Source organism: Vibrio sp. 2132-1 (assembly GCF_033344315.1).
This window is the reverse complement of sequence record NZ_JAWPON010000010.1, coordinates 111,944-127,134: the sequence shown is the minus strand read 5'-3', so window position 1 is coordinate 127,134 and position 15,191 is coordinate 111,944. Positions and strand designations below refer to the sequence as shown.

The window sequence follows — 15,191 nt, the reverse complement described above, 5'->3', positions numbered from 1 at the left end:
TCAGACCAGACATTGCAGAAAATGTGTACGATGCTTATGGAGTTTGTGTTATTCATCACATCAAAATCACAGATTATTGTATTTGATGCTTGATAAACGGCCCTGCTATCGGCATGATTTATCGTAATATTTATCCAGAGCATTTGTTACTTCATGAAAAAAATCGCAATCATCGGCTTGTCAGTTCTGCTTTCTGCTTGTGCATCTGAAACTTACATCACGGATGTGACCTCAGAAAGTTACCGAGAGGACTACAAATCAGATCGTATCTCTAAACCAATTATGGCGTCTGAAAACGCTGTAGTAGAAAAAGACATACAACCAACTGTTGTGAAAATGACGGCAAAGCCTGAAGAAAAGAAAGTAGTCAAGCTAACGCCAAAAGAGCAGGCGAAGCCAGTTAAGATCGTACCACCAAGTAAAAAGCAAGCTGGCATTCAACGATTCGGCTATACCATTCAAGTCGCAGCTGTGGGTAGCCAAGCTAAAGTCGATCAGTTTGCAAATAAGCTGCCACAGAACGGTCAGCCAATTTGGGAAAACTACAAAGTTGTAAACGGTACTAAGTGGTTCTCAGTTTTATACGGAGACTACGCAACAAGCGCAGAAGCCAAGCAAGCGATTTCGACTTTGCCAGCTCAATTTCAGCAGTTAAGGCCATTTGTTAAAAGCATTGATGCGATCAAAAACTCAGCTTACCCAACGCTTAACAAATTAAATTAACACATAAAATAAGGGAGCGAATAGCTCCCTTATTTATTTGCTCAAATCCTATTCGAACAACATTCCTCACATTAAAATTACTGTACGTCACACTTCAAAGGTTTATCATAATAAATAGTATCTTTTGTAGGTCACGGAAAGATGGATTCATGATTAAAAATATTCTTTTACTATGCGGCGGTGGCTCTTCTGAGCACGAGATTTCATTATTGTCTGCAAACTTTGTCGAACAACAACTAAATCTTATTGAAGACGTTCACGTTACACGCGTAGAAATAAAAAACGAAGGTTGGATGACCAACCAAGGTGAGTTGGTTTACCTGGATCTCAATACCAAGCAGTTGTGCTCAAGTGAATCTAATCAAACCATTGATTTCATCGTGCCTTGTATACATGGTTTTCCTGGCGAAACAGGCGACATTCAATCTCTGTTTGAAATCGCAGGTATTCCTTATCTTGGCTGCGGGCCAGAAGCGAGTAGCAATAGTTTCAATAAAATCACATCTAAGCTTTGGTACGACGCTATCGGCATACCCAATACGCCATACTTATTCTTAACGCGAAACGATGAAGAAGCTCACGTTCAAGCTCATAAAGCCTTTGAAAAGTGGGGAAAAGTTTTTGTTAAAGCCGCTCGCCAAGGCTCTTCCGTTGGCTGTTACAGTGTCACAGGAAAAGACAAGCTTTCTAATGCAGTAAATGATGCTTTTGGGTTTTCTGACCAAGTGTTGGTTGAGAAAGCAGTAAAACCTCGAGAACTTGAAGTTGCTGCATATGAGATGAATGGCCAACTACATATCACTAAGCCAGGCGAGGTCATCGCGCCTGATGGTGCTTTTTACTCGTACGATGAAAAGTACAGCAGTTCAAGTCACTCGCTCACAGAAGTTGAGGCGAAGAATCTAACTCAAGTACAATTAGATTCCATCCAACACGCGTCAGAGACGGTATTTAAACAAATGAATCTTCGTCATTTATCTCGTATCGACTTTTTCCTAACGGAAGATGATGAGATTTACTTAAACGAAGTAAACACATTTCCAGGAATGACTCCGATCTCAATGTTCCCTAAAATGCTTCAAAACAACGGGCACAAATTTCATGAGTTCTTGGAAGATTGTATAAACAGTGCAAAGTGATTAACGTTATCGAGACGCGTTTTATGATACAAGTTGTTTTCTAGAGCAAGGATTATTCAAGCCGTATTTGAATATTGCTCAGTAGCAATTATGATTATATCAACGCATTAAACAGATGACTCAGTGGTATGGCGATTTCAAATTATAGAGGTTTTAACCTGCAGTCAGTCGGATCAGATGGCAGTGTTTGGAAGGTTAAAATCAAGAACCACGTTTTACAGGGCAGTTTGACGGCGGTAAAGAAAAGCATTGATTGGTGGTGTGACACCGCATCGATTATTGATCCCAAAGAGTTTGCTTCACTCGGGCAAAGAGTGCAGCAAACTGGTGTTGCAAAATCAGAGGTCTTTAACGGCTATACTATTCAAAACGATACAGGCCAACCTAACTCTTGGTACTGTATGTTTAATGGTAAACTGATTAAGGGCAGTAAAGCCGCTATTCAACGCCATATCGAAGCTTATTTGGTTGCAAAGCAAAAAGCGATGCAAGCTCAACAACAAAAGAAACAATAGAATGACTCTGGTATATTCAACAGAGACCGGTCGAATTAAACCGGAAGAAGAAAAAGTATCTCGCCCTAAAGGCGATGGTGTTGTTCGGATTCAGCGCCAAACGAAAGGCCGTAAAGGTAAAGGCGTATGCATTGTTACAGGTTTAGACTTGGATGATGCACCTTTAAAGTTATTAGCGGCAGAACTCAAAAAAGTCTGTGGCTGTGGTGGCTCTGTAAAAGATGGCAATATCGAGATTCAAGGTGATGCTAGAGACAAGATCAAGGCACATCTTGAAAAGAAAGGCATGACAGTCAAATTAGCCGGTGGCTAATTTAATATTTCCAGTAAACAAAAATGGCGTCTAAAGAAATAGACGCCATTTTTTATAAGTTGCTAATTGAAGGGCAAGCAATCGTAGATTGATAGATCGATATTAGCTATTTTATGGTAAATAACGATTATGTTTAATGCTCACAGTAAGGCCCTTAAATTTAAAATCTGCAGGGGAATAGGAGCATACTCAGACAGCATTTAGCGTACGACGACATACAATTTAACATAACACATATAATACGCACTCCAGGGTTAAAAGATTAGCAGTGGCGATGTCAGCTTGCTTACCCCGTATTTGGCTTTTGCGACCTTGCAGGCTTCATCAGCTGTCTTGTATGGGCCATGAACTTCGATTCCACCACAGCGACCACTTGAACTGTATCTTTGGTTACGTCCGACACCATGCACGTTGGTTTTGCATCTTGCTCATTCAATATGAGTCAACATGGATACGCGTTTGCTTAACCCTAACGTGTAAGTACTAGATTATCTTTATAGGAACAAGGAATCTAACAGATGTAAACTCTCTACTTTTCAATCTATACCTAGATCTTTCTTCATATGTTCACTCAACTCGTTAGTGGTTCTTACATTAATCTTATGTTTGCAATGATGGATTCTCAACTCTTCACCAAATAATTTTACTAGTGATTTGGTATACAAAGTACTAATATTATTTATTATTCTATACAATGTATCTTTCTGATAAACAGATCTTTTCGAATTTTGTATTGCAGTCTTCATATTTTAATATCCTTACACGTTTAACTTTATAATTTAAAAAATCAATTTCAACTTTTATTATTACTTTTTTCGATATGTAATGAGTCATTATCAATGATGCACAATCAACAATTAAATCACCCGAATCCAACTTAGTAATTTCACGAGACAAATTCTTTATTTTTAAATCTTTATTTTCTATATTTAATCCGATTGAGTTAATTTCTTCAGGATATCGGTTTAACTTAATATTCAATATGATTTTATTAAGATAGTAGTCTGCCTTTATTTCATGGCGGCTTTTAAATATCATTGTCCCCCTCCGATGAAGCAAGTTATACTTTCCCACCAGTTAAAAGACAACGTGACTCAGAGTTGCAAAAAGGTAACAATCATGGAATTGATGAACAATGAGTTGATCTGCTTTGCAGCCATTTGTAAACACCTCTCTCTTACAGAGGCATCAAAAGAACTTGGAAAGTCGAAAGCTCAAGTCAGCAGGCAGCTAGCAGCATTAGAAAAACAACTTGGTGTAACACTCGTCCACAGGACAACAAGGAAACTCGTTTTAACTGATCATGGCGAAAGCATTAGAGAGCTTGCTATCAAGACGTTAGAGAGTTTGCACGAGTTAAATTACAGAGCTAGCTCGTTGAGTGAATGCATTGATGGAAAGTTTAAAATCACAATGCCCAACTCTATAGCCTCTTCTATTTTTGGTTCTGTTCTTAAAGACTTACAAGAACGATATCCAAAAGTTGATTTTGAAATATCGTCAAGTAACAATGTAGAAAATTTATTAGAAAGCAATGTAGATTTAGCGATTAGGCTTAATAATGTTATTGATGACACTCTTATTGCACATAAAATTGGTGATTATAGTGATGTTTTGATATCTAGGGTAAGTAATGCCAACAACAAAACACTATTAATCTACAAACATCATTCGAATAAGGAATCAATTAAAAATCAATATACTGATGTTATCGAAGTTGATAACACCTCTATTTTAATAAACTTTGTTTCTGAGGGAGTTGGGGTTGGTGTCATTCCAAACTATCTTATTAAAAGTAACTATATAGACAAAAACATCCGAATATCGCAAACTTTTGATATAGAACGTTCCATGTATATTGCCTACCCTTATCAAAACCCTTTGCCAAGAAAGCTAGCTGAGATATCTACTTTTATTAGGTCTGAGTTATCACAAGTATTGAAGAGTGAGTCATTTTAGGGCGGTTGTTCAGATTTAGAATTTTGCGTTGTCTACTCAACTAGGCCTAACGCTAATCTTTGTAACATATTGTTTCGGCGGTATTTATTAACACCCCCATCTTTATGCTTGCTATCACAATGTGAGGTGCTCTGCCGTCTTGTTATCAAGGTTTTGCGTGGAATAAATCACGTGGGGTAAACGATAGATTGACTTACATTAAAATTTTCATCAAAAGCAACTTTATATAAAATTGATTTCATACCAATCTATGTGTATCTTCTACCCATATCCCCACAATAACCAAGGAGAATGCCATGGATAAGCTACTCGCGTCTGCATTAGAAATTAAGCAGCGAACTATGGTGACTGGCTTTTTTGCTAGAAATGGATTCAAAATCGCTATGACCGATTTTGATGATGTCACTTTTGAGCGAGAAGGCGTGCAAGTTAACGTACATTTTGATCTGCAGTCAAACGCGGAGTCTGCATCTGTTTTATCTCATGAGGCATCAATCATTCCTGGCTAAAAACTTTTATTCTCACCGATATACCAAGCCGAACGTTTATGTTCGGCTTTTTAGTGACAAAAAAATGATGAGTGCGAACAAGAGTTGTCGATCACTCATCTAAATAGACGATTAATAAATCAGCTTCAACCTCGTTCACAACCTTTGGTATCGATGAAAAAAAGCGACTCAATAAGTTGTGATGATGGCCACAGACAACTAAATCTATCCCCTCTTTTTTGACGATTCCCGATAGTTTTATATGAAGATCGCCGATTACTACCATAGTCTCGTTTACTGGGTATAAGCATTTATCAGCGAGCTCTTGCAGCCTTCTTTCCAATTCTTGCTCTTCCTTCGCTTCCATGACTATCCGATCAACATCTACGTAAACAAATGAGAGTTTGCTGCTTGAGTTATCTGCTTGCATTATTGCTTTTTCGATAACGGCTTGGCTAGATTGAGATAAGTCGACAGCAACCAAAACGTGCTTATAACCCATCATTCCTCCCTAGGTTAGTTTTTGTTCTCATATTAAGTCTAGTCCACATAGAGCGAACACAACATCAAAACTACTGCTACATGATAGTTAAAGGAGTTTAGTTTAAAACAGGCAAATAGTTTTCATTGCAACCTTGTTGCTTCCTCTCATCCAAAGATAAACGATGTTTTTCCAATTTCTTCTCTAATTATCGGACTATTTAACAGGAAGGATGCCAGGAAACGTTACGTTGTAATGCGCGTTACTGCTCTTGATTTCTACTACTCTTGAGGATTCATATTATCCACTTCAACGTCGCCTAGTTTAGTAAAACTACTTTAGATTAAGCATATTCAATATGTAACGCTCCGCTCAAATCCAGGAGACGTATTTCGGCTAAAAAAGCAGCTCAATAAGATGAATTTCGATTCATCTATTACATATGTCTGCGAGTGCTTACTGTTCTTATATCGCTTATTTAATAACTCTAGTTTAATTATCGTTATAAGTTACGGTGTCTCTTTTTTCTTTTTTTAGCATAATCTTCTGTCTGAGAACGAAGCTCTCTTGGGCTTTGTAATTAAATTACAAGATCAATCGCGACCAATATGGTTGGCAGATTAAAAGACCGAGGTAAACAATTGATATAATAGAGTTTAATTTATAAGTTCTTTAAAAAATGCCTAATTACCTGCACTATGCAAACCAAGGTTAACATAATGAGGTAAAATTTTACCAACTCACTATTTAGTCTTAAAGGTAATTGAACAAGATTAAAATCATATAGGTATAGTAAATTGTAGTTACAGCGTAACCAGGGTGGTGTTTGGGAATGTAAAGGAATAGAAAATAGAAAGGCAAAAAAACAGGGCGTATGCCCTGTCCATGAATTGATTAGTTTTGTTGCTGTTGTTTTTCTGCGTACTCAGATCGAATCCGTTCTGCAACAATTTTGATAGCTTCTGCAGTACTTGTGCCCTTCGCCATCAATTCTTGAATTCTCTCTACAGCTTGTTGTTGCTCTTGGTGAGATAGAGGGGGTAAATCGTCAAACATAAAAAGCTCCTCATTTTGAGGAGCTGACTATAACGATTCAATTAATAGGTAGCAAGGAAATTAATGGATGCCCCCATAGCGTTCTCGTTTGTGTACTGAGCTGCGATATCCAATTCGAACAACTTAAGTGGAGACAACCCGATACCAGCAGTCATGGTTCCTTCGTCATTACTTCGAGCTAAGTTCTTCATATACCCTGCTCGTAATGCCATTTGACGCAAAATATCAAATTCAATACCAGCTCGAATCATTTGCGTATTATCATCAAAGGATGAAAAACGTTTTTCTTCGTTGAGATCGTAGTCAACACTCATCGTAAAGTAATCGGCAACAATCCCAGCCCCAACAGTGTATACAGGACGCATGCTATATTCGTATGATTTTATCGTATCACTGCCATACTGGAATGATTTTGTTTTAACGTCTCTTCCAATCAAATTTTTTGCTGAAATACCGAGACGATATGGGCCAAAGAACCAAAGTGCGCCTGCGTCTAAGTTAAACATCGTTTCCGCGGTCTCATTTTCACGTAAGTCTTTAGTATCAAAATTCTGAAAACTCGTGGCGTATGAGTACGTGTATATACGCTGAAGTTTAGGAGTAACACCAAAAGAAAGGTGTTGGTTCATGAAATTAGTGTATTTAGCAAGTGAAATACCAGCTTCAGCCACGCCAATAGAAACACCTTGTACATAGCTATCATCTAATGGATTAGTACCTAAGGTATCAACATTTGGTTGTACGAATGATTCAGTGTATAGCTTACCGTATGCAGTTGCAGATAAGAATTTGTTGGGGATACCAATGGCAACGACACCACCAAGATCAAAGTCTGTCTTTTTCCCATCGATAGCATCCATCGATTTTTTGATTTCATCGACGTCTGTTAATTTGCTGATGCGTTCGATCTCATCAACTAGATCATATTGATCATCGTAGCTGCCACCAAAACTTGGCACGATCATGCCTGCATCGTCATTTCGACGATAAATCGCAGTAAGAGCGGGGTTGAAAAAAGGCGCAGTTAGATAAGTTGCTGATACGGTACCAACGCCACCCATTGCATCACTACGAGCCTCTATCGCATAAGTAGCAGCAGAGGCAGCATTAGCGAAAAGAATAGTAGCAACAGAAGTGGCAAGAATTTTATATTTGTTTTTCATACTACACTTGTGATTTTAGTTCGTCCTGAACCTTTATCGGCACAAGTAGTATTTCTTTAACTATTCTTCCTGGGAAAGATCATAGGTTCGGCTAATAGTTTGAGCCTGCTCAACAATTATATCGCCCTGCCAACGGCGACTATTGATACTTACCGCCAATACGTATCTATCGTTTGGGACACCCGCTAGCTCCAATGAATTTGGATAGTTAGACTCATAAGTCTTTTTCCACATTTGCTCGTACTGGCCATCAATGTAGTCATACAAACCAACTTCAAGTTGCGGTAATGGACAATGGGGATTACGAAGTGCGCTCTTTTCTACTTTCCAATTCTCTTTAGATGTCCAACGAACATATTGAGAAGAGTTTGAATCTCCAAGTATTACCCAAGTTCGATACTCTTGTTTATCAGTAGAAACAACGGTTAAGTGATATAAACCAGCTTCAAGCTTGCCTGTTAAGTTATAGCGTTTCGAGTAACTACGCTCGTTGGCAAGTTCTGTCCCGTTCGGCTGTTGTTCATAGCTGAATGAACTGTCCGCGGATATAGAATCATCCACCCATCGATTAAATGAAATATTTTCGATGTCAGTTGTAGCTCTTAGCTTGATCACCAATCTAAATGTATCTCGCCCAGGGCTTTGAATAGTCTGACGAATAACGTTCACACCACTTATCCAATCAGGCAGCGTTACACCAGTGAGAGCCTTGCCACAGTTTTTAGATAGTGACTGACCAAGAAGATCATTAAGGTGAGGAGTCAAATCTTTACTTGGTTCCGTTTGCCAGAGTTCAACAAGAGAGTTGAACATACCCGCAAGATCATCTTCAAGTAAGTGTTGATGTGCCTGTGTTAAAGGCGTGTTAGTTTGAAACCAGTCCATCGCATGGACTGGTTTCACTAACGCTAATGAGACAACTACAGGGAGTAGTATTTTCATTACGACTTATGCTTTCATCTTGTAGCCAACACCACGAAGTGTTTCAATTTCCAGTCCTGGCAGTTTTTGACGAAGCTGTAGTACATGTGTATCAACCGTACGTGTTGTCGGGAAGTGATTGTAACCCCAAACGTGGTCAAGCAGCTCATCACGAGTAAACACGCGACCTAAGTTTGACGCCAAAAATAGCAGCAAATCAAACTCTGTTCGAGTAAGCGTAATTAGCTCGTCTTTATAAGTCACTTCACGAGTCGAGCGGTCAATCTCTAAGTCTTTTGTAATCACTTTATCAGCGTTGCTTTGTTCTGCTGAATCCGGTGCTCGTAGCTGTGCACGGATTCTCGCAAAAAGCTCCGCCTCAGCAAAAGGCTTTGTTAAGTAGTCGTTCGCGCCGGAATCAAGGCCTGCAACTTTATCTTTTACGGTAACAAGTGCCGTTAACAAGATAACTGGTACGTCTTTAATCTGTTTCCATTCTGGGAGACATTGTACAGAGTCACCATCTGGGAGTTGGCGATCGAGAATTACCAAGTCAGCTTTTTTCCATTGTGGCTCTACGTCTGCAATACGCTCCACATGTAAACACTCATATCCTGCTTGTTCCAGGCTTACTAACAGGCCGTCAGCCAAGTTTTTATCGTCCTCAACGAGAAGCAGTGTCTGTTTCACAAGGTATCTCCAATATAAAAGTTGTAGGTGGTCCCATTAAGGACATTTTTCCGCCCATGCGGCCTACCATAGATTCAACGATTGTTAATCCAAGTCCTAACCCGCTCTTACTTACGAACGGTTTCTTCAAATTTGCCCAATCTTTAGCCGTTAGGCCTCCTGCATCTCGGACTTGGAATACTATTTTTTCTTCACTAGTTGAGACATCCAATTCAACCGGTGCGACACCGTACTTAAGCGCATTACGAAGCAAGTTATCGATACAAGTTCCTAACCAGTACACATTAACTTTAGCAGCCACATCTTCATTGATGTTAAAAAGCACGGCACTATCAAATTCTTCTTCGATCTTAAATTCTAACCAATCTGCAACGGATGGTACCCAGTCTGTTGCAAGCATTTGGTTATCAGATTGCAAATAATCTTTACTCGCTTCTGCCAATTGACGCAGGCGGCGCGTATCTTCACACAATCTGCGGAATTCGTCATACACACTTTCAGGCAAATGCTCGAACTCTCGACGAAAGCCCTCAACCGTTAGTGACAGAGATGCAATCGGTGTTCTGAGCTCATGCGTTAAAATTTGCAACACGAGCATTCTACTACGTAGTTCTTCTCGCTTACTATTCCAACGGTACACCGCCCAACCAATCACCAAAAGAATATTGGCGATTACCAGTATGATCATACTGATCCGCAAAACTTGCGAGTGATCTTCTACATCCCAACAAATATTACCTCGTTTAACAAAGCAACTTTTGCTTTGAGACGCTAGAGCGTATGACAGACCCGCATTCGCTACGTTCTCTTGCCAGATATCTTTCTCGAAAACAAAGTAACGGTCACCACGTCTTAACCAAAGTTCGTTACCTTCAATAAACATGCTCGCGCCTGCAATCAAAGCATTAATGGCGTCGTCATCCATGTTTTTCAAGCTTTCTAGCAACTCATCCCCTTCCTCGTTATCACGCTCTTTTATATGCATGTACTGAGATAGTTTGGGTTTGAGTTCTGGATACTTATCCACATAACGTGCCGCATACGTCCCACCACCAGGGTGAATGAGACCACTACGCGAGAACCAACGAGGTGTCAGCTGCGTCCCTTTACAAATCGCCCTTGTAAATACTAAAGGCTCAGTAATTAAAGGACTTAATGGTAATTTGCCACGACAAGTATTCGCCAAGCTGTAAAGCTGTTGGATATCTTTTAACGGATAGTCAGACGTTTGCGGCAGAAGCGAATCTGGCGCAAGTAACTTGGTAGGATAATTTGATTGCAGAATACGAATATCGTACGACTTAAGAGCTACTTCATAGTTAAATAGCTCTGTAAACGTATCTATTCTTTCTGGTAGTGAATCGGAAAATGCAGGTGCCGAAAAAAGCGGCAATACAGTTGCAAAACCGAGCAAAAACTTTTTAATCAAACTGTTACCGTCACTTGTTACATTAGCCAAAACTATACATCAATCTACAAGCAATTGACATCTGCTAACAGAAGGATTTGCATTACTATAACATTGAAACGGAACAAAAAAGGGCCAGCGATTGCTGACCCTGTATAGTTTTAAATCAAGAATGGTTAAAGTGCTTTAAAAATAGACTCAACACTTTCTTTCGCATCACCAAATAGCATTGATGTATTTTCTTTGAAGAACAGTGGGTTCTGTACTCCTGCGTAACCAGTATTCATTGAGCGCTTGAATACCACTACGTTTTTCGCGTTCCATACCTCCAATACGGGCATACCAGCGATTGGGCTGTTCGGATCTTCCAGTGCGGCTGGGTTGACCGTATCGTTAGCACCGATAACCAATACGGTATCGGTTTCTGCAAAGTCATCATTGATTTCATCCATTTCAAGAACGATATCATACGGTACTTTTGCTTCAGCGAGTAACACATTCATATGCCCCGGTAGACGACCCGCTACTGGGTGAATCCCAAAGCGAACTTCAATACCTTGTGAACGAAGTACATCAGTAATTTCATGAACAGGGTATTGTGCCTGAGCTACTGCCATGCCATATCCTGGAGTGATGATTACTGATTTTGAGTTCTTCAACATCTCTGCAACTTCTTCAGCCGTTGTTTCACGATATTCGCCCTGCTCTTCGTCACCTGAAATCACTATCTCTTGACCAAAACCACCGGCAATAACACTGATAAACGAACGGTTCATTGCTTTACACATGATGTAAGAAAGAATCGCACCTGATGAACCTACCAAAGCACCTGTTACAATCAATAGATCATTTGCGAGCATGAAACCTGCTGCCGCTGCTGCCCAACCTGAGTATGAGTTCAACATAGAGACAACAACTGGCATATCAGCACCACCGATTGAAGCGACTAAATGGTAGCCGAATGCGAACGCGATCAAAGTCATCACAATAAGAGCGAACATGCTGCCATCTGCTTTTACGAAGTAGATCATAAGAAGCGTAGAAATAACAACCGCTGCGAGGTTCATTTTGTGCTTATGAGGCAGGTTAAGTGGCGACGAAGAAATCACACCACGCAGCTTACCAAATGCGACAATTGAACCGGTGAAAGTTACGGCACCGATGAACACACCCAAGAATACTTCTACAAGGTGGATAACATGCTCAGCATGTGTTGCTGCTTCTGGCGCATCTAGGTAACTGTTGTAGCCAACTAAAACCGCAGCTAAACCTACAAAGCTGTGTAGAATCGCAACCAGTTCTGGCATCTCGGTCATTTCTACTTTCTTCGCATAGAAAATACCGATCGCACCACCTATCGCCATCGCGATAATGATCCAACCAAAACCTTGCGCATCTGGGCTAAAGATCGTCGCTATTAGCGCGATCGTCATACCAGCGATACCGTAGTAGTTACCATTACGAGCAGACTCTTGCTTTGAAAGCCCCGCCAAACTCATGATGAAAAATAATGCAGCAACAATGTAAGCTGCTTGTACTAATCCTGCAGACATTGTGACTCCTATTTATCTTTGCGGAACATTTCAAGCATACGCTTGGTGACGGTGAAACCACCGAAGATATTGATACTCGCGATCAATACGGCAATAAAAGATAGGAATGAAACGACGCCATTACCTTGTCCAATTTGCAGTAATGCACCAACGACAATAATGCCAGAGATAGCATTCGTTACTGACATTAGTGGAGTATGAAGTGCATGGGTAACATTCCATACTACGTAGTATCCGACAACACACGCTAGAACAAATACAGTAAAGTGAGAAAGAAACGCTGCTGGAGCAACCGATGCAACCCATGCAAAGGCTCCAACAGCCGCTGCCATACCAATAATTTTCTTCGTTGGAGACGTAGGTTCTTCTACTTTAGGCTCTGGCTTCACAGGCTGTTCTTGTTTCACTTGCGGCTGAGCTGAAACCTGAATTGGTGGCGCTGGCCAAGTAACTTCACCTTCTTTCACCACGGTAACGCCACGGATAACAACATCTTCAAAATCAATATTGATGTTGCCATCTTTCTCTTTACACAGCAGTTTTAGAAGATTGACAAGGTTTGTCGCGTAAAGCTGAGAAGATTGTGTTGGCAAACGACCAACCATGTCAGTGTAACCAACAATTTTTACGCCGTTATCCGTCATGATAACTTGGTCTTTCACTGTATATTCACAGTTACCACCATTAGCAGCTGCCAAGTCGACAATTACACTGCCCGCTTTCATGCTGTCGACCATTTCTTTGGTGATCAACTTCGGCGCAGGTTTACCAGGGATGAGCGCGGTCGTAATAATGATATCAACATCTTTAGCTTGCTCTGCGTATAACTCTGCCGCTTTTTTGTTGAAGTCATCAGACATTTCTTTTGCGTAGCCATCCCCAGAGCCTGACTCTTCTTGAAAGTCAACGGTCAGGAACTCAGCGCCCATCGATTCAACTTGCTCTTTTACTTCTGGGCGGACGTCAAACGCACGGACAATGGCACCTAAGCTACCTGCAGCACCGATAGCCGCCAAGCCAGCGACGCCAGCACCCGCAACCAATACTTTCGCTGGAGGTACTTTACCGGCAGCCGTAATTTGACCTGTAAAGAAACGACCAAACTCATGAGCTGCCTCAACCACTGCACGATAACCAGCGATATTAGCCATCGAAGATAGCGCGTCTAAGGCTTGTGCACGTGAGATACGAGGAACGGAATCCATGGCAAGAACGTTAATGTTCTTACTTGAAAGTTGTTCCATCAACTCAGCATTTTGAGCCGGCCAAATAAAGCTAACCAGTGTTGCTCCATCTTGCAGTAACGCAATTTCGTCAATGCCTTGCTCATCATCCACAATTGGCGCATTAACTTTTAAAATAAGGCCAGATGCCCAAACTTCTTCACTAGAAAGGATTTTCGCACCAGCTGCTTCATAAGCGGCATCATCGAAACTCGCTAGCACCCCCGCTTGGGATTCAATCGCGACATCGAATCCCAATTTTATTAACTGCTCAACCGACTTCGGCGATGCAGCCACTCGCGATTCACCCGCGAGTATCTCTTTAGGTACACCGATTTGCAAAACGCATACTCCTTGTATACATATCAATAAATTAGTCCCAAAACAGAGCGTCGCTCTACTCTAATTCTTTTTTATTTCTATCTGTTTACCACGCAAGACAATTGCAAACGAAAGATGATGTTTGGGGACACCCATTTGCACAATAACACCTTGACTAACAGCCCTGTTATTATTCTGTTTGTATCGAACGCGTCTCATTACTTCAAGTGTTTTGTAATTTAAATACTAAATTTCATTACATATAACGCTAAGTAATGAATGATTGTCGCTCTGTGCACGAAAAATAACAACGCAACACCGTACTAGACTGAGGTCTAATCAGGTAACGATTAAATACTGACTTAACAGAGATTTAAGCGTTAAAAAGAAAGAGCCACTAGCATATACACTAATGGCTCTTTTTAAGATGACTGGAATCAAATTGCAGTAAATTGCTAGTCGAAGATTTTATCGCCCATTTGATCAATAAACATTTGAGATTTCTTCAACATAAGGTCATTGGCATCTTGCTCTGAGCCAAGCAAATCGGAGCGAATAAACCGATGTGTTTTCACTTCATCATTGTCATGCTTTTCTATTCGACCAGCGATGCGATATTGTCCGCCCTCTGAAAGGCTCTCTGGGTAAATAAGGAAACCTTTATATTCAACTGGTTCGATATTTTTGGCTTCAACCGTTTTCTCACTACCACCAAACAAACGCGAAAAAAATCCCACGATTCCTCCTTGGGTCAGCTCACTAGTCAACTGAGCGACTCTTACTTAATATTAACGTTAAGGATCGGTTTTTCATACCAATCCAACTCTTTATCATCATCATAACTAGTATGGGAAAAAATTACAGGCACATCATACTCTCGGTTCTTACGCCTGTCTTCTTTCACCATTTCTGCGGCGTTTTTCACCGCTATATCCGCGCTTTGCTTAAACTGGCCTAATTTTTGTTCAGGAAGTGAAGACAAAAAATCAATATCATGACGGATATAGACAGGCTTGAGCTGGATAAGCGCAAGGCAAGCAATATCGGCTAACTGTTCGTTGTCATACTGTTCTAAAAATTCGGGCAAACTGAGAACCTGGCCTACTAAGGTTTCCATGTAATTGTGCACATCTGAGCTTATCTGCATCTGTAAATCTCCTTTTTCCTATGAAATGAGTATAGCAACGACTTGTTTATAACAACTTATTGATTGCTCTTAATTTAATCAATCTCTCTCT

The 15,191-nt window shown here is 40.4% G+C and carries 17 protein-coding genes; 6 read left to right on the top strand and 11 right to left on the bottom strand.

The features are described from left to right. Positions 1-153 precede the first annotated feature (153 nt). The 4 genes from R8N47_RS13190 (at position 154) to yciH (ending at position 2,690) form a co-directional block, all read left to right on the top strand. A complete protein-coding gene (locus R8N47_RS13190; RefSeq protein ID WP_064354783.1) occupies positions 154-723 on the top strand; it encodes an SPOR domain-containing protein in 570 nt (189 codons plus the stop codon). A gap of 149 nt (positions 724-872) precedes the next feature. Next, entirely contained in the window at positions 873-1,862 is a 990-nt protein-coding gene (locus R8N47_RS13185; protein ID WP_064354784.1) for a D-alanine--D-alanine ligase, read from the top strand. Positions 1,863-1,990: 128 nt separating this feature from the next. Next, complete coding sequence (locus tag R8N47_RS13180; RefSeq protein WP_005376294.1) at positions 1,991-2,377, top strand: DUF3319 domain-containing protein; 387 nt, start codon at positions 1,991-1,993, stop codon at positions 2,375-2,377. A 1-nt stretch (position 2,378) separates the two neighbouring features. Continuing rightward, positions 2,379-2,690, top strand: coding sequence for a stress response translation initiation inhibitor YciH (gene yciH / locus R8N47_RS13175; protein WP_005376292.1), 312 nt, complete (start codon positions 2,379-2,381; stop codon positions 2,688-2,690). A gap of 687 nt (positions 2,691-3,377) precedes the next feature. Here the strand turns inward: yciH and R8N47_RS13170 are convergent. Beyond that, on the bottom strand, positions 3,378-3,728 hold the full coding sequence (locus tag R8N47_RS13170; protein ID WP_064354788.1) for a hypothetical protein: 351 nt from the start codon (positions 3,726-3,728) through the stop codon (positions 3,378-3,380). A gap of 81 nt (positions 3,729-3,809) precedes the next feature. Between R8N47_RS13170 and R8N47_RS13165 the strand changes: the two genes are divergently transcribed. Together R8N47_RS13165 and R8N47_RS13160 are read left to right on the top strand one after the other, a co-directional pair. Then, the gene (locus R8N47_RS13165) at positions 3,810-4,649 is read left to right on the top strand and encodes a LysR family transcriptional regulator (RefSeq protein WP_025998628.1); all 840 of its coding nucleotides are present in this window, start codon (positions 3,810-3,812) and stop codon (positions 4,647-4,649) included. 296 nt (positions 4,650-4,945) lie between these two features. Further along, positions 4,946-5,158 (top strand): hypothetical protein, encoded by a 213-nt coding sequence (locus R8N47_RS13160; protein WP_005376260.1) that lies wholly within the window; start codon positions 4,946-4,948, stop codon positions 5,156-5,158. Between the two features lie 91 nt (positions 5,159-5,249). Here the strand turns inward: R8N47_RS13160 and R8N47_RS13155 are convergent, their stop codons facing one another. From R8N47_RS13155 to R8N47_RS13110, 10 genes are all read right to left on the bottom strand, one after another. Next, on the bottom strand, positions 5,250-5,639 hold the full coding sequence (locus R8N47_RS13155) for a universal stress protein (RefSeq protein WP_017634770.1): 390 nt from the start codon (positions 5,637-5,639) through the stop codon (positions 5,250-5,252). 873 nt (positions 5,640-6,512) lie between these two features. Further along, positions 6,513-6,674, bottom strand: a complete 162-nt coding sequence (locus R8N47_RS13150; protein ID WP_005376257.1) for a YoaH family protein — start codon at positions 6,672-6,674, stop codon at positions 6,513-6,515. Positions 6,675-6,715: 41 nt separating this feature from the next. After that, a complete protein-coding gene (locus tag R8N47_RS13145) occupies positions 6,716-7,837 on the bottom strand; it encodes a conjugal transfer protein TraF (protein WP_064354789.1) in 1,122 nt (373 codons plus the stop codon). A 60-nt stretch (positions 7,838-7,897) separates the two neighbouring features. Next, positions 7,898-8,779 (bottom strand): DUF2861 family protein, encoded by an 882-nt coding sequence (locus R8N47_RS13140; protein ID WP_005388048.1) that lies wholly within the window; start codon positions 8,777-8,779, stop codon positions 7,898-7,900. Positions 8,780-8,785: 6 nt separating this feature from the next. Next, positions 8,786-9,448 carry a response regulator transcription factor VxrB gene (gene vxrB, locus R8N47_RS13135; protein WP_005376251.1) on the bottom strand — a complete coding sequence of 221 codons (663 nt, stop codon included), beginning with the start codon at positions 9,446-9,448 and terminating at the stop codon, positions 8,786-8,788. Continuing rightward, the gene (gene vxrA / locus R8N47_RS13130) at positions 9,423-10,877 is read right to left on the bottom strand and encodes a sensor histidine kinase VxrA (protein ID WP_025767766.1); all 1,455 of its coding nucleotides are present in this window, start codon (positions 10,875-10,877) and stop codon (positions 9,423-9,425) included. Before vxrA ends, vxrB begins: the two co-directional genes overlap by 26 nt. Positions 10,878-11,032: 155 nt before the next feature. Further along, positions 11,033-12,409 carry a Re/Si-specific NAD(P)(+) transhydrogenase subunit beta gene (pntB, locus tag R8N47_RS13125; RefSeq protein ID WP_005376248.1) on the bottom strand — a complete coding sequence of 459 codons (1,377 nt, stop codon included), beginning with the start codon at positions 12,407-12,409 and terminating at the stop codon, positions 11,033-11,035. Between the two features lie 8 nt (positions 12,410-12,417). Further along, the gene (locus R8N47_RS13120) at positions 12,418-13,974 is read right to left on the bottom strand and encodes a Re/Si-specific NAD(P)(+) transhydrogenase subunit alpha (RefSeq protein ID WP_064354790.1); all 1,557 of its coding nucleotides are present in this window, start codon (positions 13,972-13,974) and stop codon (positions 12,418-12,420) included. Positions 13,975-14,408: 434 nt separating this feature from the next. Continuing rightward, positions 14,409-14,690, bottom strand: a complete 282-nt coding sequence (locus R8N47_RS13115) for an HlyU family transcriptional regulator (RefSeq protein WP_005376244.1) — start codon at positions 14,688-14,690, stop codon at positions 14,409-14,411. Between the two features lie 41 nt (positions 14,691-14,731). Next, entirely contained in the window at positions 14,732-15,100 is a 369-nt protein-coding gene (locus R8N47_RS13110) for a late competence development ComFB family protein (protein ID WP_053303639.1), read from the bottom strand. Between the last annotated feature and the right edge of the window lie 91 nt (positions 15,101-15,191).

Excerpts from the sequence above, each read along its gene's own strand:
- R8N47_RS13190 (WP_064354783.1), top strand. The coding sequence starts at position 154 with ATGAAAAAAATCGCAATCATCGGCTTGTCAGTTCTGCTTTCTGCTTGT.
- yciH (WP_005376292.1), top strand. The coding sequence starts at position 2,379 with ATGACTCTGGTATATTCAACAGAGACCGGTCGAATTAAACCGGAAGAA.
- R8N47_RS13145 (WP_064354789.1), bottom strand. The coding sequence starts at position 7,837 with ATGAAAAACAAATATAAAATTCTTGCCACTTCTGTTGCTACTATTCTT.
- R8N47_RS13170 (WP_064354788.1), bottom strand. The coding sequence starts at position 3,728 with ATGATATTTAAAAGCCGCCATGAAATAAAGGCAGACTACTATCTTAAT.
- R8N47_RS13160 (WP_005376260.1), top strand. The coding sequence starts at position 4,946 with ATGGATAAGCTACTCGCGTCTGCATTAGAAATTAAGCAGCGAACTATG.
- R8N47_RS13155 (WP_017634770.1), bottom strand. The coding sequence starts at position 5,639 with ATGGGTTATAAGCACGTTTTGGTTGCTGTCGACTTATCTCAATCTAGC.
- R8N47_RS13165 (WP_025998628.1), top strand. The coding sequence starts at position 3,810 with ATGGAATTGATGAACAATGAGTTGATCTGCTTTGCAGCCATTTGTAAA.
- R8N47_RS13185 (WP_064354784.1), top strand. The coding sequence starts at position 873 with ATGATTAAAAATATTCTTTTACTATGCGGCGGTGGCTCTTCTGAGCAC.
- R8N47_RS13110 (WP_053303639.1), bottom strand. The coding sequence starts at position 15,100 with ATGCAGATAAGCTCAGATGTGCACAATTACATGGAAACCTTAGTAGGC.
- R8N47_RS13140 (WP_005388048.1), bottom strand. The coding sequence starts at position 8,779 with ATGAAAATACTACTCCCTGTAGTTGTCTCATTAGCGTTAGTGAAACCA.
- pntB (WP_005376248.1), bottom strand. The coding sequence starts at position 12,409 with ATGTCTGCAGGATTAGTACAAGCAGCTTACATTGTTGCTGCATTATTT.
- R8N47_RS13150 (WP_005376257.1), bottom strand. The coding sequence starts at position 6,674 with ATGTTTGACGATTTACCCCCTCTATCTCACCAAGAGCAACAACAAGCT.
- R8N47_RS13180 (WP_005376294.1), top strand. The coding sequence starts at position 1,991 with ATGGCGATTTCAAATTATAGAGGTTTTAACCTGCAGTCAGTCGGATCA.